Consider the following 24,686-nt stretch of genomic DNA (forward strand, 5'->3'; position numbering starts at 1 on the left):
CGAGCGGTTAGCCTAACCTGGCGGTACGCTTAGCGGTCGATCACGCTGAACGAGAGAAGGCGACCATGAGCACCCCTCGTGTCGACGGGCGCACACTGCGATTCCAGCACCGGCGCCCGGAGCTGCTGGCCGCGGCGACCGAGTACATCCTCGAACACGGCGTGAGCGATCTTTCCCTTCGGCCGGTGGCCCAGGCCATCGGCGTCACCCACGCAACGCTGCTGCGCCACTTCTCCTCCAAGGACGAGCTGATCATGGCCGTCCTGGAAAAGATCCGAACCGACCTGGCCACGCGGCTGGCCTCGGATCCGGAGCTGAACGGTGCACCCTCGACGGCGGCGCTGGTGAAAGCCGCGTGGATCCGACTGTGTGAGCCGCAGGAGCAGCGCCAGTTCCTGCTCCTCTTCGAACTCGTCGGTCACCACGGCTGGAAGCCCGGCAGGGACACAGACCTCGCGCAGTCGATTGTCCAGGACTGGATCGACGTCCTGGTCGACCGCCTCACCCTGGACGGATGGCCGCGTGAGGACGCTCCCGCCCTAGCCACTCTCCTGCTCGCCCAGGTCCGCGGTCTTCAGCTCGACCTCCTCGTCTCCGGGGACCGCGCAAGGGCCGACCGCGCAATCGACTTCGCCGTCCGCATGCTCGACCACCCGGCCTGACGTGCCCTGCCCTGCGGTACAAGGCCGGCCATCGGCGTCCGCCGTACATCGAGAACATGGCGAGGGGCGTCGGCCTGCCTCTTCGTGATCTCGCCAGAGAGCTAACTGACGGAGGTTTCGCTCGCAGCGAGCTGCCCGACGTGTGGAAGTACGGGGATCTCGTCGCGCAGGAGCCGGCGACGACGACCGGACACATCACCGCTTTCCTCGACGTCCTCGAGCACGGCCTCGACGTGGCTCGGGTTGGACGCTGCCCCAGGTCATCGAGTCCGCTCGCCGACTCGCCGCCCACGGACTGCCGATCAGCGATCCGCTGCGCGTCTGCCGACTCGGCCACGTCGCCCTACTCCACGGCCCCAGGGTCCGGGCCTGTCCACGAGACGACGAGCACCCTCATCCGCCTGGGCTTCCCTACGTCGACCACCCGTTGGAGAGTGGCTGTCGCGGCGTCCCCCTGAAATGCGAGACCTCCGATGTGAGCAGCGCCGCGGAGCAGCCCCTGGTCACCGAAGCGACCACCCTCGCCTCCCACTCTGAGCTGATTCCCCCCGATCCAGCCCAGCTCTGCCAAGGCCGAATTGAGCGTACCAATCGGTTGCGATAACCAATTGGTACTGCTAGTTTTCGTGCATCGGTACCCACGGCGTCCGTGTCGGCCGCTCACCGATTCCCGCTCCCCCGCGGAAGGACGACGATGACCGATCTGAAGCCCACGAGCATGGCCGAACTCGGCCTGTTCACCGGCGTGCCGCAGTACGAGAACTTCTCCCGCATCAAGGATCTGATGCCGACCCGGGCCATGCCCGCCTCCTCGACTCCCTGCCCCTGGCCGCAGGGTGAGTCCGTCACCCTGCCGGAGGCCTACACGTTCGAGGGGGAGATCCGAGCGACCGAGCGGTTCCTCGCGGACACCGACACCTCGGCACTTCTGGTCCTGACCGACGGCGCCGTGTGCTACGAGGACTACTGGCTCACCGGAGGCCCCGACGTCCAGTGGCTGTCCATGTCCGTGGCCAAGAGCTTCGTCTCAGCACTCGTCGGCATCGCGGTCGACGAGGGCCACATCAAGAGCGTCGACGATGCGATCAGCGCCTACGTGCCCGTACGGCCCGGTTCCGCGTACGACGGCGTGTCCATCCAGCAGGTCCTGCAAATGTCGTCCGGCGCTCGCTGGAGCGAGGACTACAGCGACCCGGAGTCCGACATCTGGCGGCTCGGGGCCGTCCTGGCCGGCGCCGGTACGCTCGACGACTTCGTCGCGACCGCCGTCGGTGAGAGCGAGCCGGGCACCGTCTGCCGCTACAACTCCGGTGACACACAGGCTCTGGGAGCACTGCTGGCCTCGGCGACGGGGCGACCGGTCTCCGAGTACATGGCGGAGAAGCTGTGCGAGCCTCTGGGTATGGAGTCCCCCGGCTACTGGGTCGCGGATTCCACCGGCACCGAGATGGCCTTCGCCGGACTCAACCTGACCGCACGCGATTTCGCGAGGATCGGCGAGCTGTACCGCAACGGCGGAGTGTGGCAGGGCAAGCAGGTCGTCGCGGAGCAGTGGGTGCGGGACTCGGTGACCGTCGCGGCCGAACACCTTCAGGCCGGCAGGCCGTGGGTCGGTGGGCACACCTTCGACCTCGGCTACGGCTACCAGTGGTGGCTTCCGGCCGGGGACCGCGGTGAGTTCAGCGCGATCGGCGTGTACAACCAGTTCGTCTACGTCGACCCGGCGAGCCGCACCACCATCGTGAAGCTGTCCGCCAACCCCAGGTACGGCACCTCGGAGGAGGAGGCCGACAACCGCGAGAACGAGACCGTCGCTTTCCTGCGCGCGGTCGCCCGGGCCGGCGACTGAAGGTCGACTGAACGCATAGATACGTGTGGGGAGACCGCCGTCCGGCGGTCTCCCCACACGTATGTCAGCTGAGCAACGGGGCGATCCGGTGGGCGTGCTGTCGGAGCACGGGCACCAGGTCGGCGCCCAGCTTCTGTATACGGTCGGGCGGGGCGCACACCGCCAGCCCCGCGACGAGCACGCCGGTGGCAGGGTCACGGATGGGCACGGCGAGGCAGCCCCGGTCCGGGCGCAGCTCGCCGAGCTGGTGGGCGACCCCTGTGTCGTGGACGGTGATGAGTTCGCGTTCGAGGCGCTCGGCATCAGTGATGGTGTGTTCGGTGAGATGCGGCAGTTCCCTCAAGGGAACCCGTGCCTGAAGGGAACGCTGATCGGCGAGCAGGAGTTTGCCGAGTGCGGAGGCGTGCAGGTTGCGGGCCAGCACGGCCGCATCGGTGGGCGGGTGGTCCTGGTCGGGATCAGTGACGGTCAGGTGCCCAGCGGCGTAGGCGGCCAGATGGACGCCCCAGCGGACCTGTTGCCGCAGGTCTGTCACCACGGCACGTGCGGCGGTGCACGGTTGCGGAACGCAGGGGAGCGAGAGCCGGGCGGCGCGTCGGCCGAGGGCGAAGCCGCGCAGGTCGGGTAGGCGGACCAGGTACTCCTCGGCCACCAGCAGGTTCAGCAGCCGGTACGTGGTCGCGGGTGGCAGTCGCAGCGCCATGGAGATCTCCTTCGCGGTGACTCCGGTACCCGCGGTCACGACGTGTTCGAGCACGTGCAGCAGGCCGGCGGGCGTACTCATCTGTGATCGCTCGGGGAGGTCGCTCGCGGAATACGGGGATCGAGGACGTCGGCCAGCGAGGTCTCGTCGTATACGCCGATGCCGCTGAGCTGTGCGGGGCGCCGTCGGCGCAACCACACGTACCAGGCCAGTGCCGCCCCGGTCAGAGTGGCGAAGGCCAGGGTGAACGGGCCGCTGGGTGCCGAGGCGACGAACGCTCCCAGCGCGAGGACCAGCACCGGTACGACCGTGAGGGCGCGGGCCATCGGTCCCGGGGTCGCCTCGCCGATGCCGCGCAGGAAGAACGGCACGGCCAGGCAGACCAGCAGGTAGGCGATCAGACAGCCGACCGTGGACGCCTGGAGCAGCAGTTCCAGTACGTGCTCTGCCGGAATCCCGCAGGCCAGCATGGTCATGGGCAGCGCGGTGGCCACCGGAAGCGCCACCGCGACGGCGACATGGGGGGTGCGGTGAGACCGGTGGGTGCGGCACAGTCCACGGGGCGCGATGCCTTCGGTGCCGAGCGAGAACAGCACCCGGGCGAGCGCGTTGGCCCCGGCGAGGGCGCAGGCGAGGAAGGAGCTCGCGATGCCCGCGTCCACCAGGGCCGCCATCCAGGGCAGTCGCTGTCCGGACGCGATGTCGCTGAGCGGCAGCAGACGGGCGCTGCCCGGCAGACTCACCTGGAACGCGGCCGCGCACACATGCATCAGCCCCACGACAGCCGCGGTCCACGTCACCGCACGCGGCACGCTCCGGAAGGGCCGTCTGGCCTCCACCCCGAGTGCCGCCGCGGACTCGAAGCCGATGAAGGCGGCGAGGGCGGGAAGTACCGCGGCGGCCACTCCCCCGACGCCGCCGGGCGGTTGCCCCGACTGCGGGACATGGCCCGGCGGCTCGAAGCCGGTGCCGCCGAGCAGCAGGCCGTACACCGCGAGAATCAGGGCGATCGACACGCCCTCGACGAGCAGGATCAGCCGTGCGGACAGCCTGATGCCCTTGACGGCGCAGCCCGCGACGATCGCGCCCAGGAGAACCGTCGCGACGCCCGTGGCCGGGCCCACCGGGCCGAACAGGGCGTGCAGATGAATCGCCGCTCCCGCGAGCCCCGCGGAGACCAGCAGCGTGTAGCCGACCAGCAGCGCGCAGGCACACGCGAACGCACCGGCGGGCCCCAGGCCTTTGGCGGCCAGGCTGTACAGGGACCCGGCGGCGGCCATCCGCCGGGTGAACTGTCCGATGCAGCCTGCGATCAGAAGCGCCACGGCGGTGGCGATGGCGAACGACCAGACAGTTCCCCCTCCGGCGGTGCTCGCGGCGATCGCCGGTGTGGCGGCCATCCCCGCGGTGGGGCCGGCGGCGGACACGGACTGGGCGAACACCTGTACCGGCCCCAGATTGCGACGGTCCAGGCCCGGCATGCGCGGGCCCGGACGCAGCGTCGGTGGGTCCGTCTGCATCGTCATGGGCGGCACCGTAAGCGGCCTTGGTGTTGCGGGACGTATCGGGAATGTGTCGCGCAGGTTTCTTCAGGTGGGAACGCGAGGGTCGGTTTTTCCCGATAGCAGTGACTGGCGTTTGACGTCATGGTGACGGCCGGGCAACCGCTCCGCCCGATGGTGTGCGCAGTCCCCATCTGGAGGTGCGATGTCCATCAGTTCCACCGATCGCGAGGCCCCCGCGCTGACCGGTTCCCTCGGCACGGGTTCGATCGTTTTCATGGTCGTCGCCGCGGCCGCCCCGCTCACCGTCGTCAGCGGCACGGTGCCGCTCGGGATCGCGCTGGGCGACGGCGCCGCCTTTCCCGCCACCTTCGTGATCTGCTGCGCCGTCCTGATGCTGTTCGCCGTCGGCTACAGCGCCATGACGCCCCATGTGCCGCAGGCCGGCGCCTTCTACTCCTATGTGCGGCACGGCCTGGGCCGGGCGAACGGGCGGGGCGCGGCCTACCTGGCCCTGGTCACCTACACCGCCGTACAACTGGCCGTGTACGGCTACCTCGGCGCGGTCGCCGCCGACCTGGTGGGGCACTACGGGGGTCCCGCGCTTCCGTGGTGGCTGTGGTCGGGCGTCGCCCTTGTCGGCGTCGGGGTCCTCGGGTACCGGCACATCGACCTGAGCGGCAAAGTACTCGGCGTGCTGCTGCTGTGCGAGGTGGGGATCGTGTTGGCACTGGACACGGTGATCGTCGCGGACGGCGGTCCTTCGGGGCCGTCGACCGCGTTCCTCAGGCCGGAACAGATCGGCTCCGGCTCACTCGGGCTCGGGCTCGTCTTCGCCGTCGCGAGCTATCTCGGCTTCGAGGCGACCGCGATCTTCCGCGACGAGGCCCGCGACCCCGACCGCACGATCCCGCGCGCCACCTACCTGTCCCTGCTGCTGATCGGCGGCTTCTACACACTGTCGAGCTGGGCGCTGGTGTCGGCCTGGGGCGACGAACAGGCCGTACGGGCGGCCGGCAGCGACCCGGGCGGCATGCTGCTGACCACCATCGAACGCGACCTCGGCGGCACGGCCTCGGACGTGGCCCAGGTACTGCTGCTGACCAGCCTGTTCGCCGCCGCCCTGTCCTTCCACAACGTCCTCGCCCGCTACGGCTTCTCCCTGGGCGCCTCGGGCGCGCTGCCCCGCCTGTGCGGCAGTCGGCACGCCCGGCACGGATCGCCGCACCTGGCCTCCCTGCTCCAGTCGGCCTGCGCCGCCGTCCTGGTCGCCGTCTGCGCCGCGGCCGGCATGGACCCGGTCGCCCAGGTCTTCGCCTGGCTCGCCGGCACGGCCACCCTCGGCATCCTGCTGCTGATGAGCCTGACCTGCCTGGCGGTCATCGTCCACTTCCGCCGCTCCCGGCAGGACCGTCGCCTGTGGCACACGCTCGCCGCACCCGCCCTGGGCCTGCTCGGGTTGGTCGGCTGCCTTGTCCTCGCCGTCGCCAACTTCCCTCTGCTCATCGGGGGTTCGACCGCGCTGGCGGCGGTGCTGGGGCTCGTACCGCTGGTGGCCTTCCTCGTCGGCGCCGGCCTCTCCCTCAAGCGAGGACCACGGCCGAGCGACGAGGCCGCCACGTCGACCGTTCCCGAGGCCGTCTGACCCTCGTTCCGCACCACCATTATCCAAACCGACTGGTTGTCCTAACCGATCGGTACTGATACTTTCCATCCGTCGGGGCCCGCTGTGCGGGCGCCCGCCCTCTGCCCCGAAGGAAGCAGCATGACCGACCTCGCCCTCCCTCACCCCCTGGCACTGCTGACCGCAGACGAGATCGACGCGGCACGGCTGGCAGCCGACCGCGCCGGGTTGGTCACGGACACCACGCGCTTCGTGTACGTCGGCCTGGACGAGGCCCCCAAGCACGAGGTCCTGGCCCACCACGAGGGCGACGCCGTACGCCGCCGCGTGAGCATGATCCTCCTCGACCGGGCCACCGGCGTCGGCACGGTCGCGACCGCCGACGTCACCAGCGGCGAGATCGTCGAGGCACGGACGGTGGACGCCACCGGCGAGGGCCAGGCTCCCATCCTGGACGAGGAGTTCGACGACATCGAGGCCATGCTGCTGCGCAGCGAGGAATGGCTGAGCGCCCTCGACAAGCGCGGCATCGACCCGCACAAGATCCGCGCCGTCCCGCTGTCGGCCGGTAACTTCGGGCACGACGACGAGACCGGCCGCCGCGTCTGCCGGGTGCTGGCCTTCCTCCAGCTCGACGAGACCGACCTGCCGTGGGCCCACCCCGTGGACGGCGTCTGCGCGTACGTCGACCTCATCGCCGGCGAGGTCTTCAAGGTCGTCGACAGCGCAGACCTGGCCGTGCCCATGGAGCGCGGCGAGTGGAACGCCGCCCCGCACGCCTCACCGGAGCGCACGGACCTGAAGCCGCTGGAGATCACCCAGCCCGAGGGGCCGAGCTTCACCGTCGACGGCAACCTCATCACCTGGGCCGACTGGTCCTTCCGGTTCACCTTCGACGTCCGCGAAGGACTCGTCCTGCACCAGCTCGGCTTCCGCGACGGCGACGAGATCCGCCCGGTCGTCCACCGGGCCTCCATCCCCGAGATGGTCGTCCCCTACGGCGATCCCTCCCCGGCCCGCTACTGGATCAACTACTTCGACCAGGGCGAGTACATGTTCGCCCGCTACACCAACTCCCTCGAGCTGGGCTGCGACTGCCTGGGCGACATCACTTACTTCGACGCCACGATCAGCGACGAGAAGGGCCGCCCACGCGTCATCAAGAACGCGATCTGCCTCCACGAGGAGGACTACGGCGTGCTGTGGAAGCACACCGACATGTTCAACGGCATGACGGAGACCCGCCGTTCGCGCCGTCTGGTGATCTCCTTCTTCCTCACCATCGGCAACTACGACTACGGCTTCTACTGGTCGCTCTATCTCGACGGCACCATCGAGCTGGAAGCCAAGGCCACCGGCGTGGTCTTCACCTCCGCCTACACCGGCCCCGACGGCTACGCCACCCAGATGGCCCCGGGCCTGGGTGCCCCCTTCCACCAGCACCTGTTCTGCGCCCGCCTGGACATGGCCGTCGACGGCCACCGCAACGCCGTCGACGAGGTCGACGCCGTTCCCGTCCCGGCCAGCGACACCAACCCCTACGGCAACGCCTTCCGCCAGTCCCGGACCCGTCTCACCTCCGAACTCGCAGCTCGCCGAACCGCAGACAACCTGCGCTCCCGCACCTGGCTGGTCAGCAACCCCGACAAGCAGAACCGGCTCGGTGAGGACGTGGCGTACGCGCTGCACCCGGAAGGACAGCCGACACTGCTGGCCGACCCGTCCAGCGTGATCGCCAGGCGTGGCGCGTTCGCGACCCGGCACCTGTGGGTCACCCTGTACGACCCCACGCAGAAGTGGCCGGCCGGTGAGATCGTCAACCAGAGCCCGGGCGGCGACGGCCTGGAAGCCTTCACCGCGGGCGACCGCCCGCTGGACGGCGAGGACGTGGTCCTGTGGCACACCTTCGGCCTCACGCACTTCCCGCGCCCGGAGGACTGGCCGGTCATGCCCGTCGACTACACCGGCTTCAAGCTCAAGCCCGTCGGCTTCTTCGACCGCAACCCCGCCCTCGACGCCCCGCGCAGCACGGCGTCGCACTGCGCGGAGAGCAAGGCCGACGACTCCTCGCACTGCCACGGGTCCTGACGCCGTGCCGGCAACGACAAGGGCGCACGGGATCCTGCGCCGGGCGGCCACCGTGACCGCCGGCCTGTCCGCTCTCGTCCACGTCGTCATGCTCACGCAGCACACCGGTGCTCTCGCCCTCGTCCTGCTGGTCCTGGCGATGACCTGTCTGGGCTGCGCGGTCATGCTGCCGCGCTCGCCCGGGCCGCGGGAGTGGACGGCCATGGCCGTGCTCGGCGCCACGATGGTGGTGGCCCACCTCGCGTGGCCGTCACCCCAGCCCATGGCCGATCACATGAACCACATCCATGGGCAGGGCGGTGGCGACACCGCCATGTGCCTCGCCCTCGTCCTGGCCGCCGCCGAGACGCTCCTCGCGCTGATCGGACTGCTTGGCCCGTCGCGGGCACGCGCCGCGAGCCGCACGCGGGCGGGACACCTCGCACAAGAGCCGATGCACTGAACCCCGCAGCCCGAGTACCGACCCGGGCCGCCCCACACCCGGAAGGTGCGGTCAAGCCGAACCTGGCACACAACGTCGTGCGATACCCCCACCGCCCAGCCCTGCGGCTGGGCGACCGGATCTGGACCTACCGCGAGCTGGACGTCATGTCCGCCCGCGTCGCGGCAGCTGGCTCAGACCGAGCCCAAGGTGGGTGAGGCGACCGTGCTGGTCGCAGCAATCGACGAGTGGCTGTGACCAACAGTCTCGAAACGCACCCCAGTGCGTCACCCTCTGAGCCCCGAGATCCCCAGGGAAAGCACTCCGGCCGTCCCCCGGCCGAGGACGACCTCCGCTCCACCTCCCCGGTGCAGGGGGCCTGGAGGCCCGCGCAGGCCACAGGCCCGGGGTCAGTCCTTGGTCCCCCATGCGCAGAGCAGTTGCGCGTAGGCCAGTACCGCCTCGGCGTTGATCAGTTCCTCCGTCAGCCGTGCTTCGAGCGTGTCGGGGTCGATCTCCCGGGCAGTCGCCGCGCCGGTCCGTTCGAGCAGGGGGACCATCGTCCTGATCATCCCCGCGAACAGGGCTGGGCCGTTCGGGTCGCCGGGGCCGAAGTGGGGTTGGACGCCCAGCATGCCGAGGGGCCGCAGGCCCGCCTCCAGGAGGACCTCCCACAGCTCCCGGCCCAGCGTGGCGTTGGCGTTCGCCGCGACGAAACCCTCGGCCGCCCAGGACACGAGGCGGGAGGCAAGGGGCGTCGCGGGCCGCGAACCGGCGGTCGTCAGATCCGTCTCGATGGGGGCCACCACGCCGCCGGGACGGAGCAGTTGGACCTGCGTCCTCAGCACGGCGGCCGGGTCCTTCGAGTACAACAGGACCACACGTCCGATGATCGCGTCGAACGGCCCACCGGGCGCGGGTTCGTGGATGTCGCCCACGACGAATCGGACGTTGTCGATCCGGTTCCGGCTCGCGCGGGCGGTGGCGAGCGCGACGGCGTCCGGCGACTGATCTACGCCGATCACCTCGCCGGTGGGGCCGACCAGTTCGGCGGCGAGGAAGGAGACATCACCGGCGCCCGAGCCCAGGTCCAGGACGCGCATGCCGGTTCCGACTCCGGCCGCCCGTAAGAGGGTCCGGGTGGCGGGTTCAAGAACTTGGCCCTGGCGGGTGAGCCGTTCCAACTCGGGGGGCTCGCTGCCGAGTTGGTATCCATCCTGCGAGGAGTCCATGGACCTGGTCCTCTCTGACCGTCGGTGTTCGTGTCCTGTCTGACCGTCGGCGCCCCGTCCTGTATTCCCGGCAAGGGCCCGAGAGGGCCGAGGAGTGTCAGGTCATGTCACCCGTGGTCAGCCGTTCCTCCGCGGCGACGAGTTTCTCCATCCCCCGGCAAGCCGACACAGTCCGCCAGCCCGTTCCTGGATCTCTTCCGGGTGCGGAACGCGCTGGCTGTCGGGCTACCGGCATCCGTGGGTGCGGCGTGAGCCGGTGGCGGAGTGTCCGTGGGCGGTTTCGCCCGGCCTCAGGGCTTGCTTGCCGGGTCCGGTCGGGAGGAGATCCGATCGCCGTGCTGCCGGTGCTCTTCCATCTACTCTGGCAGCGGGGGGGCCGTGGACCTGGTGGGCGAGCGGTTGCCGGCGGCGACGGTGGTGGTGCATCCGGCACCCGTCGCGGCGAGGGAGGTGGAGAGCCGTGTCGGCGCGTCCGCGGCGTCTGTCGCTGGGTGACCGGGGCCGCTACGAGGGGCGCGCGCACAGCGTTGTGGCGCCTTGCATGGAACGGCAGTGAGGCTGGTCGACGATGCCCAGGCGGCGAGCGTGGTGCCGCTGGGGCATCTGCTCACCTCCGAGGGGTTCACCGTGACCGGCGTGGGTCCGTCCCGCCCGCCGTTGCCGCAGGAGGGGGTGCTGGAGGACTGCCTGCGGAGGAGGCGGAGCGGGTCGGTGGTGGCAGGGGCACCTGACCGGGCTGATGGCGGGCCATCCGGATGCCGATCCCGACACGCTGGTGAGAACCGGTAGCCCCCAGATCGAGTTCGAGCAAGCCTTCCGCCTGGACCGCCGTCCCCGAGGCATCACGCTCCCCTGGCTACGTGACGGCCTTGCGGGCTTGGTGGAAGTCGTCGCAGATCTGATCCGCGGCGGTGGACCCCAGTCACCCGCCGCCGAAGGCTGAACGATCGAATTCGGCACAACTCACCCACGTGTAACACCTGTTTCCGGCCCTCTGGTCGCGGCAGTCTCCGACTGCCTCCTGGGTGAGTCAGCGGGCACCGACCTGCGGCGCGCTCATGCCGTCACCTAGTTCCGAAGAGCCACGTGCGGGATGGCATCGGAGGGAAAAAGCGCGAGCGTATCGCGCAGTACGTCGGCGATGGAGGTCTGTGCCAGGGACTTGCGCAGGGCTTCGGTCGCACGGTCGTAGACGTGGGTGAGGACGGGCTGGATGTTGCAGCCGACGCAACACTCCGGGTTCGGTTCCGAGGAGTGCAGTCCGAAGACGGGTTCGTCGGGGATCGCCTGGTAGACGTCCAGCAGGGTGATCGAGGCGGCGGCCCGGGCCAGGTCCCACCCGCCGTTCCTGCCGTGGCTGACGGTGACCAGTCCCGCGTCCCGCAGCTGGCCGAGGCAGCGTCGGATGACGACGGGGTTGGTGTTGACGCTGGTCGCGATCTGCTGCGACGTCCCGATCTCCGCGTCGGTGCCGCGCCGGTCGTAGGCCAGCCAGGTCAGGACGTGCACCGCCAGACTCATGCGGCTGTTCGCGCTCACCTGCAGTTTCCTTCCGTCGGTCGTCACTGGGCGCTGTATGTCTTTCCGCCCCGCCTCAAAGTGTAACCGACTTGACTACACTGTAACCGTCATGGTTACAGTTTTGCTCGTGGTTCCCGGCTCCGCTTCCTCGCGGACGCGCCGGGCCGCCGTAGCGGAGCACCTCCACCTCGCCCATGCCGGTACCGGGCGGGACGTCCGGCGCCAGGAAAGAGAACGCCATGAGAAAAACGTCCACATTCAGTGCACTGGACGACGAGCGGTTCAAGCAGCGCACGCTGTCCGCCAACGGGATCCGCGTGCACGCGGTCGAGGCCGGGCAGGGGCCGCTGGTGCTGCTCGCCCACGGCTTCCCCGAGTCCTGGTACTCGTGGCGTCACCAGCTGCACGCGCTGGCGGACGCGGGCTACCGCGCCGTCGCCATCGACATGCGAGGCTACGGGCGCACATCCAAGCCCGCGGCGGTCCACGACTACCGCATCACCGAGCTGGTCGCGGACGCCGTGGGCGTCGTGCACGCACTCGGCGAGTCGCAGGCCGTGATCGTCGGACACGACTGGGGCTCGGCCGTGGCCTGGACGGCGGCGTGGACGCGACCCGACGTCTTCCGCGCCGTCGTGGGGGTGAGCGTGCCCTTCGGCGGGCGCGGGCAGATGGCCCTGCCGGGCAACCCGTTCGGCGAGCGCCGCCCCTCGGAGGTCGAGCGCGAGATCGCCGGACCCGGGCGGCTCTGGTACCAGGAGTACTTCACCTCGCCGGGCGTTGCCGACCGCGAGTTCCACTCCGACCCGGCCGCCTGGCTCACGGGCTCGCTCTACGGCTTCTCGGCCTCGGCGCCCCAGCCGCCCGAGGCGGCCGCTATCGACTTCTCCCAGCTCTCCGACGAGGCCCTGGCCGCGATGCTGCGCGAAACCGTGTCCCTGCCTCCGGGGGTGGGGATGCTCGACAACATGCCGCCGATGCCCGACGACCTGCCCGACTGGCTCACGCAGGAGGACATCGGCTTCTATGTCGCCGAGTTCGAGCGCACCGGTTTCACCGGCCCGCTCAACTACTACCACAACCTCGACCTCAACTGGGAGCTGCTGGCGCCCTACGAGGGCAGGCCGCTGGAGGTGCCGGCGCTGTTCGTCGGCGGCGGCCGCGACATCGGCACCTTGTGGGGACGCACCCCGATGCAGCGTTTCCCGGAGGTCGCCCCGCAGGCGCGCGAGCCGATCGTCATCGCCGACGCCGGCCACTGGCTTCCGGAGGAGAAGCCGCAGGAGCTCAACAAGGCCCTGCTGGAATTCCTCGCCGGACTGTAGGACACCGCCGGCTCTGCCGTGCACTTCCGAACGGCCCCGAGCACGGGTCGCGGCCTGAACCAACCAGGAGCGGCCGCGGCCCGCACCCGGTCACGACCGAGCCGACTGACCACAGCAACCCGGACGTGGCCCTCACCTCCCTGAACACCCCCACCAACAACCCGACACCGGGAGCACCCTTGTCAGAGATCACCAGCACCCAGATCCAGCTCGTCTCGCGCCCCGACGGGTGGCCGACGCCCCAGGACTTCCGCACCGTCCAGGTCGATTACGGCCCCCTCAAGCCGGGACACGTCCGCGTCGTCAATGAATTCGTCTCCGTCGACCCGTACATGCGCATGCGGATGAGCGACGTTCCGGGCTGGGCGTTCCCCCTCGGCGAGACGATGACGGGCAGCGCGGTCGGCCGCGTCATCGCCTCCGATTCCGAGGACCTGCCCGTGGGCACCTGGGTCCTGCACGAGTACGGCTGGCGTGACGTGGCACAGGAGCACGCCGAGGGCTTCCGCATCGTGCCGGAGGCTCCGGGCGTACCCCTCTCGCTCCACCTCGGCATGTTTGGTCTGGTCGGCCTCACCGCCTACGCGGGCCTGACCGCCGTGGCGCGCATGCGCCACGGCGACACGGTCTTCGTGTCCGGTGCGGCGGGCGCGGTCGGCTCCACCGCCGGCCAGCTCGCCCGCATCCTGGGCGCGGGCCGGGTCATCGGCAGCGCCGGTTCGGCCGAGAAGGTCGCCCTTCTCACCGGGAAGTACGGCTTCGACGCGGCGTTCAACTACAAGGACGCTCCGGTCGCCGCGCAGTTGGCCGAAGCCGCCCCCGACGGCATCGACGTCTACTTCGACAACGTCGGCGGCGACCACCTCGACGCCGCCCTGGCCACCCTCAACGACGGCGGCCGTGCCGCCCTGTGCGGTGCGATCTCCGAATACAACACGTCCGGACCGGCGCGCCGCCCGCGCCATCTCGCGAACGTCGCCGCACGGTCGCTCACGCTCGAACCGTTCACCGTCGCGGACCACCTCGCCCTCGCCCCCGAGTTCCGCCGGCTCATGACCGAAGGGCTGGGCGACGGCCACATCGCGTACGACGAGACAGTCGTCGACGGGATCGACCACGCCGCCGACGCATTCCTCGACATGATGCGCGGACAGAACATCGGCAAAATGGTCGTGCGCACCAATCTCGGCCAGCACGACTGAGTCCCACTCACCTGAAGGCCGAGGCTGCCGAACGCGGTGATGCACCACAGCTCACGTCAGGGACGTGGCCATTACTGAGTTCGGCACTTCAGGGTGACGATGATGGGCCGAGGGAGACGCGCCTGGCGCGGCGTTCAGTCCGCCTCGGCCTGGCCAAGGCGCGCCTTGCGATGGTGACTGGACCAGCCTAAGGGCTGGACCGCCGACTACCTCAGCATTCTTCAGGTTGGACTGCGGCGAAGGTGCGGCGGAGTAGGTCGCTGACGGTGGCGGTTTCGTCGGGTTCGGCCCAGGCAGCGAGCGCAACCCCGAGACAAACCAAACTGGCTTTGGTGAGCGTTTGCGCGCGCAGGAGCACGTCGTCTCCGGGGAGGCTCTGCGCGACTAGTGGAGTGAGGAGTTGCCCCCACAATAGGTGCTTTTCGAGGACCCGTGCGCGGAGGGAAGCCGATCCGTCAATGATCCGCATGATCTGCTTACCGCGTTCACTGTCGCTGACATTTTCCCTCAGTACAACGTCGACGGCCTCGCGCAGTGAGGTCCAGACCGGTTCGGTTCGCGGGCGGGCAGTGAAAGCGTCGCAGGCGGCCTGACCATATTGGCCAGGATCATTGATGACGGTGTCTTCTTTGGCGGGGAAATACCGATGGAAGCTCCGCGGAGATATCCCGACGGCGGCGGCGATCTGCTCGACCGTGACCTGATCGAAGCCATGCTCGGCAAAAAGTTCGACAGCGACAGCCGCAATCCGTGCGCTTACCGCGTGACGCGTGATGTCTCGGAGACCCGCAGAACGGGAGATCACTGTAGCCATCCCGCAGGCATACCGCGCCTCCATTGGCATGCTGCGCCTCGATTGACAGGGACTGTCATTTTAGGCGCAGGATGCCGACTAACCGCTAACTGAAGGTGAGTGAAAAATGTCCGACGACTTGACCGCGCCAGGGTCCGAGACTGCCGACGTTGCCAGCAACGACCCCGTGAGCGTCACTAACCGCATGCTTACTGCCGGCCAGCGCGGTAGCACCATCGAAGCAGAGCTGCCGACTCTGCTCGATGACGATTGCACCAATTGGATTCCAGACGTTCTGCCCTGGGGCGGGCAAGCCCACGGCCGTGACAAGGTGCTCGGCCGGCTCGCTTTGATGTTCGAACTGTTCGAGGTTGTCGTGCAGTCTTCGGAAGTTCAACGCTTCAACGAGGACGAATCCGTCCTTCGAGCCGAAGTTCTTTACACGAGCCGCAAAACCGGCAAGAGCGTTGCCATGCCGGTGATCGAGTTTCACCGCTCCCGCAACGGCCGCATCGTGCATTTCGACATCTATTACAAAAACCCGGATCTCGTCGCCGCCCTAGCAGCCGAGTAGCCGCAGGAATCTCTCGCGGTCACTCCTGTAGCCCAGGGCGGGTGCCTGTGTCGAACTCGCACGCCAACAGGTCGCCCGCCCGCCGGTCGCTCTCGCCAAAAAATCGGTGATGACCGGAGGGCGCGTTTCTTCCTGAGTGACCTGCTTGCTGAGCAGCGATGTCGGCCCGTTGCGGCATTCGATGGCCGGTGGGTATGGGCTGGTTGGCCGGTTTTCGGTGGGGGTGAGCGGGTGGATGACGATCAGATCTTGCGGTTACTTGCGGAACGGGAGGCGGCGGCTCGGGTCGAGTGGCTGCGGCTGGAAGGGGAAGCCGCGCAGATCGGAGAGCTGATCAAGGAGTGCCGGCGGGAGATCGAACGGCTGACGATCACGTGGGAGGTGCTGTCCGGGCTGGTCACCAGGCCGCAGAGCCGGTGCCGGTAGTGCCGGACCCGGCCCCGGACGGGGTCCTCGCGGATCAGTTGCTGACAATCCTCGCCGAGATGGGCCAGCCGGTGCGATGCCAGGTCGTCGCGGTCATGGGTGAGGATCCGTCGGTGGCCCGGCGAACGGGACCGGCACCGGCACCGGCACCGGCACCGGCACCGGCAGAAGCATCTCGCGGTGGCAGTGCGCCTCCGGGCACCCACCCCGATTGAGCAGCCAGGCCGGTACCGGCATCGCGGAGCGGACCTCGGCCCATTCCACGTCCGTCATGTCACTCGGGTAACACCGCACCCGCCGCCCCGGAGCGATCGAACCGAACCTGTGCACGTAACAGTCACACTCCGGAGTGGCCGTGATGGACGCGGGCGCAGCGGAAATGGTCCACTGTCCGGACAACGGGTCTCCTTGGCCGTGACGGGCTTCAACAACCACGTCACTACGGGGAGGCCCGCTTCTTCATGCCCGCGACCCCACCGGCACGTCTGTCCGAATGACCACCCGCGCCGCACACCTCGAACAAGATCCGGTTTGCCACAACGCACTGACTGGGAAACTCGCGGAGTCACGTTGACAGGGACGGCTCCGGCAACGAGGAGGTGCGCACATCCGCGCTCGCGGCGCAGGGACGAAGGACAGGCTGAACACGGCCGATAGAGTCCTGGCCACCGTTCCCTACCTCGGCAGGCTCGGCACCCGAGACCTACTGCCCAGCTCTTCGGAGTAAATGGCAGCACCCTCACCAGGGCCGTTCACCAAGACCGGCCCCTCCTGGCCGAGCGTGGCTACACCATTCCACCCTCAACAGCCAGGTCCCAACCATGACGTCGGCTTCGGCTCCGCCGGTCATCTCGTGGACACGGTCGGCGAAGTCCTGCTCGCCGGTGGCGATGAGCTCGTCCAGTCCCAGCTGCCGAAGGGCCAGACCATCGCGCCCCGACCGCGACGTGCCCGGCCGGAGCCGTGCGGCCGTGGACAGGGCGTTGCGCTCCGTCATCAGGCTGATGACCGCGGCAGCGGCCTCGGTGTAGGACCAGGCTGCCGGTACGGGGATCGCCATGGCCGCCGGGATCACCGTCTCCTAGGCCGCTGTCCTTCCCATGACGTAATGACCAGCCGGATCAACTCCTACGCCTCCAAGTCGCCTTAACGTCAGCACCGCGCGCTGCCCGGACTGTCGCAGCGGCGGCCACGCCGCTGATCCGCGACGCCGGCGAGGGAGCTCGGAGAGCGAGGTGAAGATCAGCCAAGTGATGTCCCGTCAACTGTTCGCGCTGCGCCCGGTGGCCGGTCTGGTGGCTCGGCTTGCCGCTGGATCTGGCGGTGTCCCAGACCGTCACATCGTCCAGGCGGTGGGTCGCGCCAAGGGTCTGGTAGCAGCGTTGCCGCTGGTTCCTCGCGGCGCGGGCCCGCGCTCCACTGGCGCTGGGCCATCGCTTACATATCCAGCACCAACCGCTCTCCTTCCGGTGCGCGCGAGACGCAGGGCAGCATGGCGCCCTCCGCACGTTCGGTGGCGGTGAGCCGACGGTCACGGTGATCGACACGGCCGTGCGCCACCCGTACCCGGCAGGTTCCGCAGAACCCCTGACGGCAGGAGAACGGCATGTCCGGCAGGGCCGCGTGGAGAACGTCCAGGGCGGAGCGGTCGTACGGCACCGGCAGGACCCGTCCGTTGTCGCCCAGCTGAAGTTCGAAGGGACGGCCGTCCGTGATCGGGGGCGGGGCGAAACGCTCGAAGTGCAGGGCTGACGCGCGACTGCCATCGAACGCGCGCCGAACGCCGTCGATCATGGGGGCGGGCCCGCAGCAGTACACCGCGCCCGCCGCCGGGCTCAAGCTCAACAGATCCGCTGCCTCGGGCACGCCGGACTCGTCGTCAGGACGGATGCGGACCCGGCCGGGGGCTGCGGCTGCGAGTTCGGCCAGCTCTGCCGCGAAGGGCATCGAGGCACGGCTGCGGCCGGTATGCACGAGCCTCCAGTCCAGCCCGCGTCGGGCGGCCTCCCGGGCCATCGGCAGGATCGGGGTAATCCCGATGCCGCCCGCGATGAGCAGGACGGACGCTTCGGCGGCGAAGGGGAAGGCGTTGCGGGGCGCGGCGACGGCGACCCGCACACCGTCTTTCAGGGTGTCGTGGACTTCGGCCGAACCGCCTCCGCCGCCTGCGATGCGGCGCACCGCGATGCGGTAGTGGTACCGGTCGGCGGGGTCGCCGCACAGCGAGTACTGCCGCTTGCGGCCGGAGGGCAGGCGCAGTTCGATGTGGGCGCCGGGCTGCCAGGGCGGGAGTGTTGACCCGTCTGGTGCTTCCATCCGCAGCGAGATGACATCTTCGGCCTCTTGGTGCCTGGTGGCGACCACCAGTTCCCGGATCACGGGCGTCTCGGTGGTCGGTGGGCGCCTGGGAGGAGTGCCGCGCCGCGCGAGGCGCGTGACCGCGTGGTCGCTGAAAGCCGCCAGCTTCTGCATGAAGGAGTCGCCGCGCGGTCTGCCGTACAGGTCCGGCGGCCGGGTGACGGGTGTGCTGATATTCATGGGGTGCCTCACTGGTCGCCGGCTCAACGGGCTGCCGCTCGAGCGGCAGGGGACGCCGCCAGGTAGGCGACCGCCTGCTGGGTCGAGCCCTCCTGGGTCGGGTGGTACCCGGGGCGGAAGTAGCGCAGCACCGAGCGGGTGAACTCGCCCGGCGGAGGCAACAGGTCCTTGCGGGCCGCGGCCAGGTAGTCGCGGAAGCGGACCTTGACCCGGTCGTCGAGTTCGGGGTCGGCCCGCATCAGGAAGCGGACTCCGCGGATCCACAGCCGGGTCAGCACCGGAGCGGTGACGAGCATGCCGACCACTCGGCGCCGGTACCGGGGATCGAGGTGCACCAGCAGGTCGTACGCGACCGAACGGTGTTCGACCTCCTCCGCGCCGTGCCAGCGGAACAGATCGAGCATGGTGGGGTCCGCGCCGGCCTGGTCCAGGTGCCCGTTGCTGAGAATCCAGTGACCCATGTACGCGGTGAAGTGCTCGAAGGCCGCTATGAGGGCGAGCCGTTGGAGAAGGTGCGCGTGTGCGGCGGCCGGCGTCAGCTCCGGCCGGTCCCCGAGCACCCTTCGGAAGATCCATTCGGACTGCAGGGTGTACGGAGCCGGGTCAAGCCCCTTGGTGAACAGGTGCTCCAGGACCTCCTGGTGCGCCTCGGCGTGCATCGCCTCCTGGCCGATGAAGCCGCGTACGTCCTCGCGCAGCCGGTCATCGGTGATCAGTGGCAGTGCCTGCTCGAAGGTGCGCACGAACCAGCGTTCGAGTTCGGGGAGCATGAGGTGGAGCACATCGATGGTGTGGGTCGCGAAGGGCTCACCGGGCAGCCAGTGCAGCGGGGTGGCGCTCCAGTCGAAGGTGACGTCCCGGGGTTGCAGCACCAGGTCGTGGTGGTCGATGGGCTCGGACGGCCTCTTCTGGTGGGCACGAGCGGCTCGGAACACGGCAGGTTCCTCCTCGTCAGCGATCGAAGTAGGGGAAGGCAGTCGTCCAGTACTGCCGGCCTGTTGGTCGGTCAGTTCGGGTGCGCAGTGCGGTCCGGACCGCACTGCGCACCGTCTTCGACGCGGTCGGCGAATTCCGCGATCCGGGACGCGACCTCATCGGGGTGGCTGAGCTGTACCCAGTGCCCGGCGTCGATCGGGTGCCGTCGTATCTGGCGCGTCCAGCGCTCCACTCCGTACGACAGCACCGGTGTGACGCAGAAGTCGCGTGTGGGGATGAGGAGTTGGACCGGGACGGTGGTCGGCCGGTCCCGGGGACGCAGCAGGCGGGGCAGCATGTTAGCGCGGTAGAGCGCGGTGCCGGACACGGCGTCGCGGACCAGCGTCGGCGCGGGGTAGGCGGTGTGCCCGGGCATGCCCTGGGAGTCGGTGAGGAAGGCGCGCCAGCGGTGTCCCAGTGCTCTCCAGGTCAGGGCGGGCAGGAGGGGGAGGTGGAAGAAGGTGACGTACCAGGACCGTACGCCCTGCCACAGCATCTTCGGCAGATCCGGATGCCGCGGCCGGACGCGGGCACGGATCAGGTGGCCGACGTGGTCCAGGCAGGGGCCGGAGATGGAGGTGAACGAGGCGATCCGCCCGGCCAGGCGGGTGCCGGTGACCGACTCCCAGGAGTGGATCGATCCCCAGTCGTGTCCGACCAGGTGCACCGGGCGGCCGGGGCTCACCGCGTCGAGAACCGCCTCCAGGTCGGCTTCCAGACGGGACATCCGGTAGGCGCGCAGGCCCCTGGGCCGGTGGGAGGCACCGGCTCCCCGCACGTCGAAGGCGGTGACGTGGAAGCGGTCGGCCAGGCGCTCGGCGACCGGGCGCCACACGGCGCTGGTGTCCGGATAGCCGTGGACCAGCACCACCGCAGGAGCCGTGGACGCTCCCCATTGGTAGGCGGCCAACTCCACGCCGTCCGCGGCGATCCGGCGGGCTGTGGGGCCGGTCATCGGCCACCGCCGGCACGGGTCAATTCGCCGTAGTTCAGACCGCCGTGGAAGAAGCCGGGCTGTACCGGCCAGTGCCGCTTGAAGGTCGCCAATTCCGAGGAGGGCAGGATCTGCAGCCAGCGCGGATCGCGTCGGCTGGGGTCGGCGAGGGTTTTCTCCTTGACCATGGAGTCGTACTGGTCGAGAGAGTCCTCCAGGGTGTTGGCGTTGGGCACCACCTCATGGCCGTAGAACGCGGCGTGGCGGCGCACCCCGGGGATGCGGGAGAGCTCGGGCTGCCAGTTGTCGGCCGAGATGCCGTTCTCGGAGGAGACCCACACCCCGTCGGGGGTGTTCAGCACCAGGGAGTGGTTGCCGTCCGTATGGCCGGGGGTCCACAGCAGGCTGACGCCGACGCCGAGTTCCACATCGCCGTCGAAGGCGGTGACGCGCTCGGGCGGTACGCCGTCCATGCCTCCGTCGACGTACCAGGCCCACTGCATCGGATGCGTCGATTCGAACGTGCCCAGTTCCCTGCGGTGCACCAGCAACCGGGCGCGCGGGAACAGCGCTTCGCGGGGCGCCCGTTCGCCCGGAATGGTGCTGGTACTGCCCATGATCATGCGCACGTCCTGGACGTGCAGGTGGTCGAAGCTGACGAAGTCCACGTCTTCGGGTCGCAGACCGCAGGAGGGCAGGACGGTGTCCGGGTCCTGGTATTGGCGGGAGAAGACGTGCTCGGTGAGGAAGTCCCCCGCCAGCCGCTTGAGCTGGGCGTAGAACGGCGCTTGAGCCGATCCGGCGGCGACGGTCGGCTCCCACACCAGCGTTTTCGGCTCACCGTCGAAGCCGTCGAACTGCACGACGAGCATCCGGTTGACGATGCTCACGAACGGGTTGACGGCGAGCGCGGCGCCGTGGAAGCCGAACCGGGTCGGGTACGGGGCGGCGGTGATGTCGAAACTTCGGACGGCGTGGATGCGGCCCTGCTGGACGAACCGCTCACGGTAGGCGGCCGCGGCGCTGCGCACGGCGTGCAGCCGGTCACCGCGGGGCCATACGTCGTGGATACCGTCGAATTCGGGGATGGGACGCGGAGCGGCGGCGTCCTGGGCCTTCTCCGCGCTGGGCGCCGGCTTGGGCGTGGTGGTCACGGGCTCAACCTTCGGGATGGCGGGCGGTCCGGGTGCGCTGCTCGTAGGCCGCGCGGACCGCCCGGTCGGACAGGGCGGCGAGCTGGTCGGGGACAAGAAGGTGATGCAGGGCGTCGCGGGCACGGCCCGGCAGCAGCGCGGCCAGCCGGGTCAGGGCGGCTATCTGGCGTGGCACGAAGACCTCGAACCGCGGGCGCAGCACGACATCGAGCACGGCGTCGGCCACCTGATCCGTCGTCAGGCGTGGGGTGCGGCTGGCCGTGGTGCCCACGGCCAGCTCGGTGTCCACGACGCCGGGCATCACCAGGGACACCTGCACGCCGGTGCCGCGCAGTTCGGCGCGGACGGCGGTGCTGTAGCCGTGGACGGCGTGCTTCGTCGCCGCGTAGGTCGCCTCGCCGGCCGGTGCGACCTTGCTAGCGGCGGAGGCGATGTTCACCACGTGGCCGCGACCGCGTTTCCGCATCCCCGGAATCACGAGTTTCATCCCCCGCAGTACGCCGTGGAGGTTGACGTCGAACTGGCGCAGGGCGGCTTCCTCCGGTTCCTCCTCGAAGGGGCCCACCCACATGATTCCGGCGTTGTTGATCAGTACGTCGATCGGCCCGAGCCGGCTCTCGACGGTGCGCAGGAAGGTTTCGAAGGAAGGTGTGTCGGTGACGTCGAGAGACAGCCCGAGCAGCCGGCCACCGGGATGCGCGCCGATGACGCCGGCCGTCTCGACGGCGAGCTCCGCGTCGAGATCGCCGATCGCCACGGAGGCTCCGGCCGCGGCAAGTCGGGCCGCGACGGCACGCCCGATTCCGCGCCCCGCCCCGGTGACCGCGATCACCTTGCCGGTCAGCGGCTGTGTGCGGGGGAGCCTGTCGCGGTTTCTCCGGCTGAACGGGTACGGGTCTTTGGGCGGTGCTGCCACGGTCGAGCCCCTTTCTTGCCCTGAGCATGAGCGGAACGCCGAGCGGCAAGCGGCCCTCACGCGCGTCTGACACGTCGCCGTGTCAGATAAACTGACAAGCTAGAGTGTCAGTTCGGAGCACACCGGTGTCAACACCTCTGCGAAGGGGAGAAATGACCGGCACACAGACCGCCGGGCGGCGCTACGGCGGACGCGACGCAGCGCAACGACAGCGGGAGCGCCGCACCCGCCTCATCCAGGCGGGCCTCGACCTGTTCGGCACGGCCGGATACGCCTCGGTCTCCGTCAAGCAGGTGTGCTCGCACGCCGGGCTGACCGAGCGCTACTTCTACGAGTCGTTCCGCGACCGAGAAGACCTGCTCGCCGGGGTCTACGACGATGTGATCACAACGATCATCGCCGAAACCGCGCAGGCCGCAGCCGCTGCCGCCCCCGATGTCGACGCCCAGCTGCGCGCCGGCCTCGAGGTGTTCATCCGCGTACTGGCCGGCGACGCCCGCACGGCCCGCCTGGTGCTCATCGAGGTCGTGGGCGCCAGCCCCCGCCTCGAAGTACGGCGCCGTGAGGTCCTGCACGAATTCGCCGCAATGATCGCCGCCGTCGTCGGACCGCTCCCCGGCCCGGAAGCCTCCTCCAGCCGGCTCACCATGACCGCGATCAGTCTGGTCGGCGGAGTCAACGAACTCCTCGTGGACTGGACGCTCGGCCACCAGAACGCCACCGTCGAAGAACTGATCGACCTGTGCCACACCCTCTACACAGCGGCCTACCGAGCCGTCAGCGATCAGCCCTGATCACACAGGCCCGGATTCCTTCAGGAGCTACAGGCCGCCGAGTGCGCCGGGCCGGTGAGCGGAAGGCGTGGGCTGCCGTCCGGTGTGGTAGAAATCGGCGGGCTCCTCGCGGGACGGCGGCACCATGGCCTTCGAGGCCGGCGTCGGCCACCTTCTCCGGCTTTGTCGAGCCACTCCAGCCCGCGTTCGCGGCGTCGCCGACCCACGCCTTAGAGGGCGTTTATGCAGGTTCGGCCCTATATGCGGCTCTCATTTCTGCCCTGTTCTGAGGGCTTTCATCCCGTAGGCGGTGAATGGCCTTCTCCGGGGCGGAGGCTCGGCCATCCGTCTCGTTCGCTTCTGCACCCGGAAGTCCGTCTGGTTTGAAGATGCCACGGAATCGCCTGATGGACAGCGGAACCGAGCCCTCCGGCTCATGCATGAGCACGCTACGCCGTGAGTGAGCGCAAGCCGTACCCCAGTGACCTGTCCGACGCACGATGGGCCTTGATCGAGCCGACGTTGACGGCCTGGAGAAAGGCCCGCCTCGACCGCAGGCCGACCGGAAAGCCGGCCAAAGTCGAACTCCGCGACGTCTCCAACGCAATCCTCTACGTCAACCGCACGGGAATCCCCTGGAAATACCTCCCGCATGACTCCCCGAGCCACGGCACCGTCTATGCCTACTACGCGGCCTGGCGCGACAAAGGGATCTTCGCCCAGCTCAATTACGACCTGACGGGACTGGCTCGCGTGAAGGAGGGGCGCAAGCCCGAGCCGACCGCCTCCGTGATCGACACCCAGAGCGTGAAGACCTCCAACAATGTACCCCTGACCAGTCAGGTAACCGATGCGGCCAAGAAGATCGTCGGCAGGAAGCGCGGCATCCTCACCGACACGATCGGTCTCATCCTCGCTGTGACCGTCACCGCCGCCGGCCTGTCGGAGAACGCCCTAGGAATACGCCTCCTCGACCAGGCGAAGGAGAAGTACCCGACCATCTCCAAGAGCTGGGTCGACACCGGCTTCAAGAACGCCGTCGTCGAGCACGGCGCCCGCCTCGGAATCGACGTCGAGGTCGTCAACAGAAACCCGGACGCCCGTGGGTTTCACGTTGTGAAAAGGCGCTGGGTGGTCGAGCGGAGTATCGGTTGGATCATGATGCACCGTCCTCTCGCCCGCGACTACGAGACCCTCACCGCCAGCTCCGAAGCCATGATCCACATCGCCTCGGACGACAACCTCGCCAGGCACATAACGGACGAGACCACCCCCACCTGGCGAGGAACTTACTAGGACATCAAGGGCAATATGCCCACTTCAAACGCCCTCTTAGAGGCAATGCCGTTGCTTTACGGGTCTGCTGGTTGGGGTCGTTTGATGCGGACAGCTCGGGTTCCGGTGAGGGTGGGCTGGGGCCATGTCAGGTGCTCAGCCCGCTTGAGCCAGTAGTTGGACATCTTGCGCTTGACGA

23 protein-coding genes and 1 pseudogene are annotated in these 24,686 nt (G+C 69.1%); 12 read left to right on the forward strand and 12 right to left on the reverse strand.

Translation table 11 applies throughout. From position 1 onward, the window contains the following. Positions 1 to 65 precede the first annotated feature (65 nt). Both PUR53_RS15085 and PUR53_RS15090 read left to right on the forward strand, forming a co-directional pair. Positions 66 to 662, forward strand: a complete 597-nt coding sequence (locus tag PUR53_RS15085) for a TetR/AcrR family transcriptional regulator (protein WP_329908556.1) — start codon at positions 66 to 68, stop codon at positions 660 to 662. 694 nt (positions 663 to 1,356) lie between these two features. Continuing rightward, complete coding sequence (locus PUR53_RS15090) at positions 1,357 to 2,511, forward strand: serine hydrolase domain-containing protein (RefSeq protein WP_329908557.1); 1,155 nt, start codon at positions 1,357 to 1,359, stop codon at positions 2,509 to 2,511. Positions 2,512 to 2,575: 64 nt separating this feature from the next. On the opposite strand, the gene PUR53_RS15095 is transcribed toward PUR53_RS15090, so the two are convergent. Beyond that, positions 2,576 to 3,295 (reverse strand): IclR family transcriptional regulator, encoded by a 720-nt coding sequence (locus PUR53_RS15095; protein ID WP_329908558.1) that lies wholly within the window; start codon positions 3,293 to 3,295, stop codon positions 2,576 to 2,578. After that, entirely contained in the window at positions 3,292 to 4,740 is a 1,449-nt protein-coding gene (locus PUR53_RS15100; protein ID WP_329908559.1) for an APC family permease, read from the reverse strand. Before PUR53_RS15100 ends, PUR53_RS15095 begins: the two co-directional genes overlap by 4 nt. Before the next feature lie 181 nt (positions 4,741 to 4,921). Here PUR53_RS15100 and PUR53_RS15105 point away from each other — a divergent pair, with 181 nt between their 5' ends. The 3 genes from PUR53_RS15105 to PUR53_RS15115 all read left to right on the forward strand — a co-directional run bounded on the left by PUR53_RS15105 (position 4,922) and on the right by PUR53_RS15115 (position 8,870). Then, positions 4,922 to 6,361, forward strand: a complete 1,440-nt coding sequence (locus tag PUR53_RS15105) for an APC family permease (protein ID WP_329908560.1) — start codon at positions 4,922 to 4,924, stop codon at positions 6,359 to 6,361. Between the two features lie 120 nt (positions 6,362 to 6,481). Then, positions 6,482 to 8,428 (forward strand): primary-amine oxidase, encoded by a 1,947-nt coding sequence (locus PUR53_RS15110; RefSeq protein ID WP_329908561.1) that lies wholly within the window; start codon positions 6,482 to 6,484, stop codon positions 8,426 to 8,428. 4 nt (positions 8,429 to 8,432) lie between these two features. Then, positions 8,433 to 8,870: a hypothetical protein gene (locus PUR53_RS15115; protein ID WP_329908562.1), complete on the forward strand. Its 438-nt coding sequence runs from the start codon at positions 8,433 to 8,435 to the stop codon at positions 8,868 to 8,870. A 389-nt stretch (positions 8,871 to 9,259) separates the two neighbouring features. Here PUR53_RS15115 and PUR53_RS15120 read toward each other — a convergent pair whose 3' ends face one another. Both PUR53_RS15120 and PUR53_RS15125 read right to left on the reverse strand, forming a co-directional pair. Further along, positions 9,260 to 10,081 carry a class I SAM-dependent methyltransferase gene (locus PUR53_RS15120; protein WP_329908563.1) on the reverse strand — a complete coding sequence of 274 codons (822 nt, stop codon included), beginning with the start codon at positions 10,079 to 10,081 and terminating at the stop codon, positions 9,260 to 9,262. A 1,068-nt stretch (positions 10,082 to 11,149) separates the two neighbouring features. Further along, positions 11,150 to 11,620: an Rrf2 family transcriptional regulator gene (locus tag PUR53_RS15125; protein ID WP_329908564.1), complete on the reverse strand. Its 471-nt coding sequence runs from the start codon at positions 11,618 to 11,620 to the stop codon at positions 11,150 to 11,152. 221 nt (positions 11,621 to 11,841) lie between these two features. Here PUR53_RS15125 and PUR53_RS15130 point away from each other — a divergent pair, with 221 nt between their 5' ends. Together PUR53_RS15130 and PUR53_RS15135 are read left to right on the forward strand one after the other, a co-directional pair. Beyond that, complete coding sequence (locus tag PUR53_RS15130; RefSeq protein ID WP_329908565.1) at positions 11,842 to 12,927, forward strand: alpha/beta fold hydrolase; 1,086 nt, start codon at positions 11,842 to 11,844, stop codon at positions 12,925 to 12,927. 179 nt (positions 12,928 to 13,106) lie between these two features. Further along, positions 13,107 to 14,129 carry an NADP-dependent oxidoreductase gene (locus PUR53_RS15135; RefSeq protein WP_329908566.1) on the forward strand — a complete coding sequence of 341 codons (1,023 nt, stop codon included), beginning with the start codon at positions 13,107 to 13,109 and terminating at the stop codon, positions 14,127 to 14,129. A 211-nt stretch (positions 14,130 to 14,340) separates the two neighbouring features. Here the strand turns inward: PUR53_RS15135 and PUR53_RS15140 are convergent, their stop codons facing one another. Next, on the reverse strand, positions 14,341 to 14,943 hold the full coding sequence (locus PUR53_RS15140; RefSeq protein WP_329908567.1) for a TetR family transcriptional regulator: 603 nt from the start codon (positions 14,941 to 14,943) through the stop codon (positions 14,341 to 14,343). A 106-nt stretch (positions 14,944 to 15,049) separates the two neighbouring features. On the opposite strand from PUR53_RS15140, the gene PUR53_RS15145 reads away from it, so the two are divergent. Together PUR53_RS15145 and PUR53_RS15150 are read left to right on the forward strand one after the other, a co-directional pair. Continuing rightward, on the forward strand, positions 15,050 to 15,496 hold the full coding sequence (locus PUR53_RS15145; RefSeq protein ID WP_329908568.1) for a nuclear transport factor 2 family protein: 447 nt from the start codon (positions 15,050 to 15,052) through the stop codon (positions 15,494 to 15,496). A 249-nt stretch (positions 15,497 to 15,745) separates the two neighbouring features. Then, a complete protein-coding gene (locus tag PUR53_RS15150) occupies positions 15,746 to 15,922 on the forward strand; it encodes a hypothetical protein (protein ID WP_329908569.1) in 177 nt (58 codons plus the stop codon). A gap of 93 nt (positions 15,923 to 16,015) precedes the next feature. Here the strand turns inward: PUR53_RS15150 and PUR53_RS15155 are convergent, their stop codons facing one another. Next, positions 16,016 to 16,195, reverse strand: coding sequence for a hypothetical protein (locus PUR53_RS15155; RefSeq protein ID WP_329908570.1), 180 nt, complete (start codon positions 16,193 to 16,195; stop codon positions 16,016 to 16,018). A gap of 304 nt (positions 16,196 to 16,499) precedes the next feature. On the opposite strand from PUR53_RS15155, the pseudogene PUR53_RS15160 reads away from it, so the two are divergent. Continuing rightward, a pseudogene (locus tag PUR53_RS15160) lies at positions 16,500 to 16,735 on the forward strand (ISAzo13 family transposase); the annotation flags it as partial. Here the strand turns inward: PUR53_RS15160 and PUR53_RS15165 are convergent. From PUR53_RS15165 to PUR53_RS15190, 6 genes are all read right to left on the reverse strand, one after another. Next, positions 16,662 to 16,982 carry a hypothetical protein gene (locus tag PUR53_RS15165; RefSeq protein ID WP_329908582.1) on the reverse strand — a complete coding sequence of 107 codons (321 nt, stop codon included), beginning with the start codon at positions 16,980 to 16,982 and terminating at the stop codon, positions 16,662 to 16,664. The pseudogene PUR53_RS15160 and the gene PUR53_RS15165 sit on opposite strands and share 74 nt — an antisense overlap. Before the next feature lie 377 nt (positions 16,983 to 17,359). Continuing rightward, positions 17,360 to 18,460 carry a PDR/VanB family oxidoreductase gene (locus PUR53_RS15170; protein ID WP_329908571.1) on the reverse strand — a complete coding sequence of 367 codons (1,101 nt, stop codon included), beginning with the start codon at positions 18,458 to 18,460 and terminating at the stop codon, positions 17,360 to 17,362. 23 nt (positions 18,461 to 18,483) lie between these two features. Further along, positions 18,484 to 19,395: a metal-dependent hydrolase gene (locus PUR53_RS15175; protein WP_329908572.1), complete on the reverse strand. Its 912-nt coding sequence runs from the start codon at positions 19,393 to 19,395 to the stop codon at positions 18,484 to 18,486. 71 nt (positions 19,396 to 19,466) lie between these two features. Next, positions 19,467 to 20,390 (reverse strand): alpha/beta fold hydrolase, encoded by a 924-nt coding sequence (locus PUR53_RS15180; protein WP_329908573.1) that lies wholly within the window; start codon positions 20,388 to 20,390, stop codon positions 19,467 to 19,469. Further along, positions 20,387 to 21,523 carry a hypothetical protein gene (locus PUR53_RS15185; RefSeq protein ID WP_329908574.1) on the reverse strand — a complete coding sequence of 379 codons (1,137 nt, stop codon included), beginning with the start codon at positions 21,521 to 21,523 and terminating at the stop codon, positions 20,387 to 20,389. The genes PUR53_RS15180 and PUR53_RS15185 overlap by 4 nt, the downstream gene beginning before the upstream one ends. Before the next feature lie 4 nt (positions 21,524 to 21,527). Beyond that, a complete protein-coding gene (locus PUR53_RS15190; protein WP_329908575.1) occupies positions 21,528 to 22,439 on the reverse strand; it encodes an SDR family oxidoreductase in 912 nt (303 codons plus the stop codon). Between the two features lie 152 nt (positions 22,440 to 22,591). Here PUR53_RS15190 and PUR53_RS15195 point away from each other — a divergent pair, with 152 nt between their 5' ends. Both PUR53_RS15195 and PUR53_RS15200 read left to right on the forward strand, forming a co-directional pair. Further along, complete coding sequence (locus PUR53_RS15195; protein ID WP_329908576.1) at positions 22,592 to 23,233, forward strand: TetR/AcrR family transcriptional regulator; 642 nt, start codon at positions 22,592 to 22,594, stop codon at positions 23,231 to 23,233. 435 nt (positions 23,234 to 23,668) lie between these two features. Further along, positions 23,669 to 24,508: an IS5 family transposase gene (locus tag PUR53_RS15200; protein ID WP_329908577.1), complete on the forward strand. Its 840-nt coding sequence runs from the start codon at positions 23,669 to 23,671 to the stop codon at positions 24,506 to 24,508. The last annotated feature ends 178 nt before the right edge of the window (positions 24,509 to 24,686 follow it).

Origin of the sequence: Streptomyces sp. SP18BB07 (assembly GCF_036322545.1) — a bacterium.
GTDB classification, from domain to species: domain Bacteria; phylum Actinomycetota; class Actinomycetes; order Streptomycetales; family Streptomycetaceae; genus Streptomyces; species Streptomyces deccanensis.

Excerpts from the sequence above, each read along its gene's own strand:
- PUR53_RS15085 (WP_329908556.1), top strand. The coding sequence starts at position 66 with ATGAGCACCCCTCGTGTCGACGGGCGCACACTGCGATTCCAGCACCGG.
- PUR53_RS15090 (WP_329908557.1), top strand. The coding sequence starts at position 1,357 with ATGACCGATCTGAAGCCCACGAGCATGGCCGAACTCGGCCTGTTCACC.
- PUR53_RS15095 (WP_329908558.1), bottom strand. The coding sequence starts at position 3,295 with ATGAGTACGCCCGCCGGCCTGCTGCACGTGCTCGAACACGTCGTGACC.
- PUR53_RS15100 (WP_329908559.1), bottom strand. The coding sequence starts at position 4,740 with ATGACGATGCAGACGGACCCACCGACGCTGCGTCCGGGCCCGCGCATG.
- PUR53_RS15105 (WP_329908560.1), top strand. The coding sequence starts at position 4,922 with ATGTCCATCAGTTCCACCGATCGCGAGGCCCCCGCGCTGACCGGTTCC.
- PUR53_RS15110 (WP_329908561.1), top strand. The coding sequence starts at position 6,482 with ATGACCGACCTCGCCCTCCCTCACCCCCTGGCACTGCTGACCGCAGAC.
- PUR53_RS15120 (WP_329908563.1), bottom strand. The coding sequence starts at position 10,081 with ATGGACTCCTCGCAGGATGGATACCAACTCGGCAGCGAGCCCCCCGAG.
- PUR53_RS15130 (WP_329908565.1), top strand. The coding sequence starts at position 11,842 with ATGAGAAAAACGTCCACATTCAGTGCACTGGACGACGAGCGGTTCAAG.
- PUR53_RS15140 (WP_329908567.1), bottom strand. The coding sequence starts at position 14,943 with ATGGCTACAGTGATCTCCCGTTCTGCGGGTCTCCGAGACATCACGCGT.
- PUR53_RS15145 (WP_329908568.1), top strand. The coding sequence starts at position 15,050 with ATGTCCGACGACTTGACCGCGCCAGGGTCCGAGACTGCCGACGTTGCC.
- PUR53_RS15155 (WP_329908570.1), bottom strand. The coding sequence starts at position 16,195 with ATGACGGACGTGGAATGGGCCGAGGTCCGCTCCGCGATGCCGGTACCG.
- PUR53_RS15165 (WP_329908582.1), bottom strand. The coding sequence starts at position 16,982 with ATGGCGATCCCCGTACCGGCAGCCTGGTCCTACACCGAGGCCGCTGCC.
- PUR53_RS15170 (WP_329908571.1), bottom strand. The coding sequence starts at position 18,460 with ATGAATATCAGCACACCCGTCACCCGGCCGCCGGACCTGTACGGCAGA.
- PUR53_RS15180 (WP_329908573.1), bottom strand. The coding sequence starts at position 20,390 with ATGACCGGCCCCACAGCCCGCCGGATCGCCGCGGACGGCGTGGAGTTG.
- PUR53_RS15195 (WP_329908576.1), top strand. The coding sequence starts at position 22,592 with ATGACCGGCACACAGACCGCCGGGCGGCGCTACGGCGGACGCGACGCA.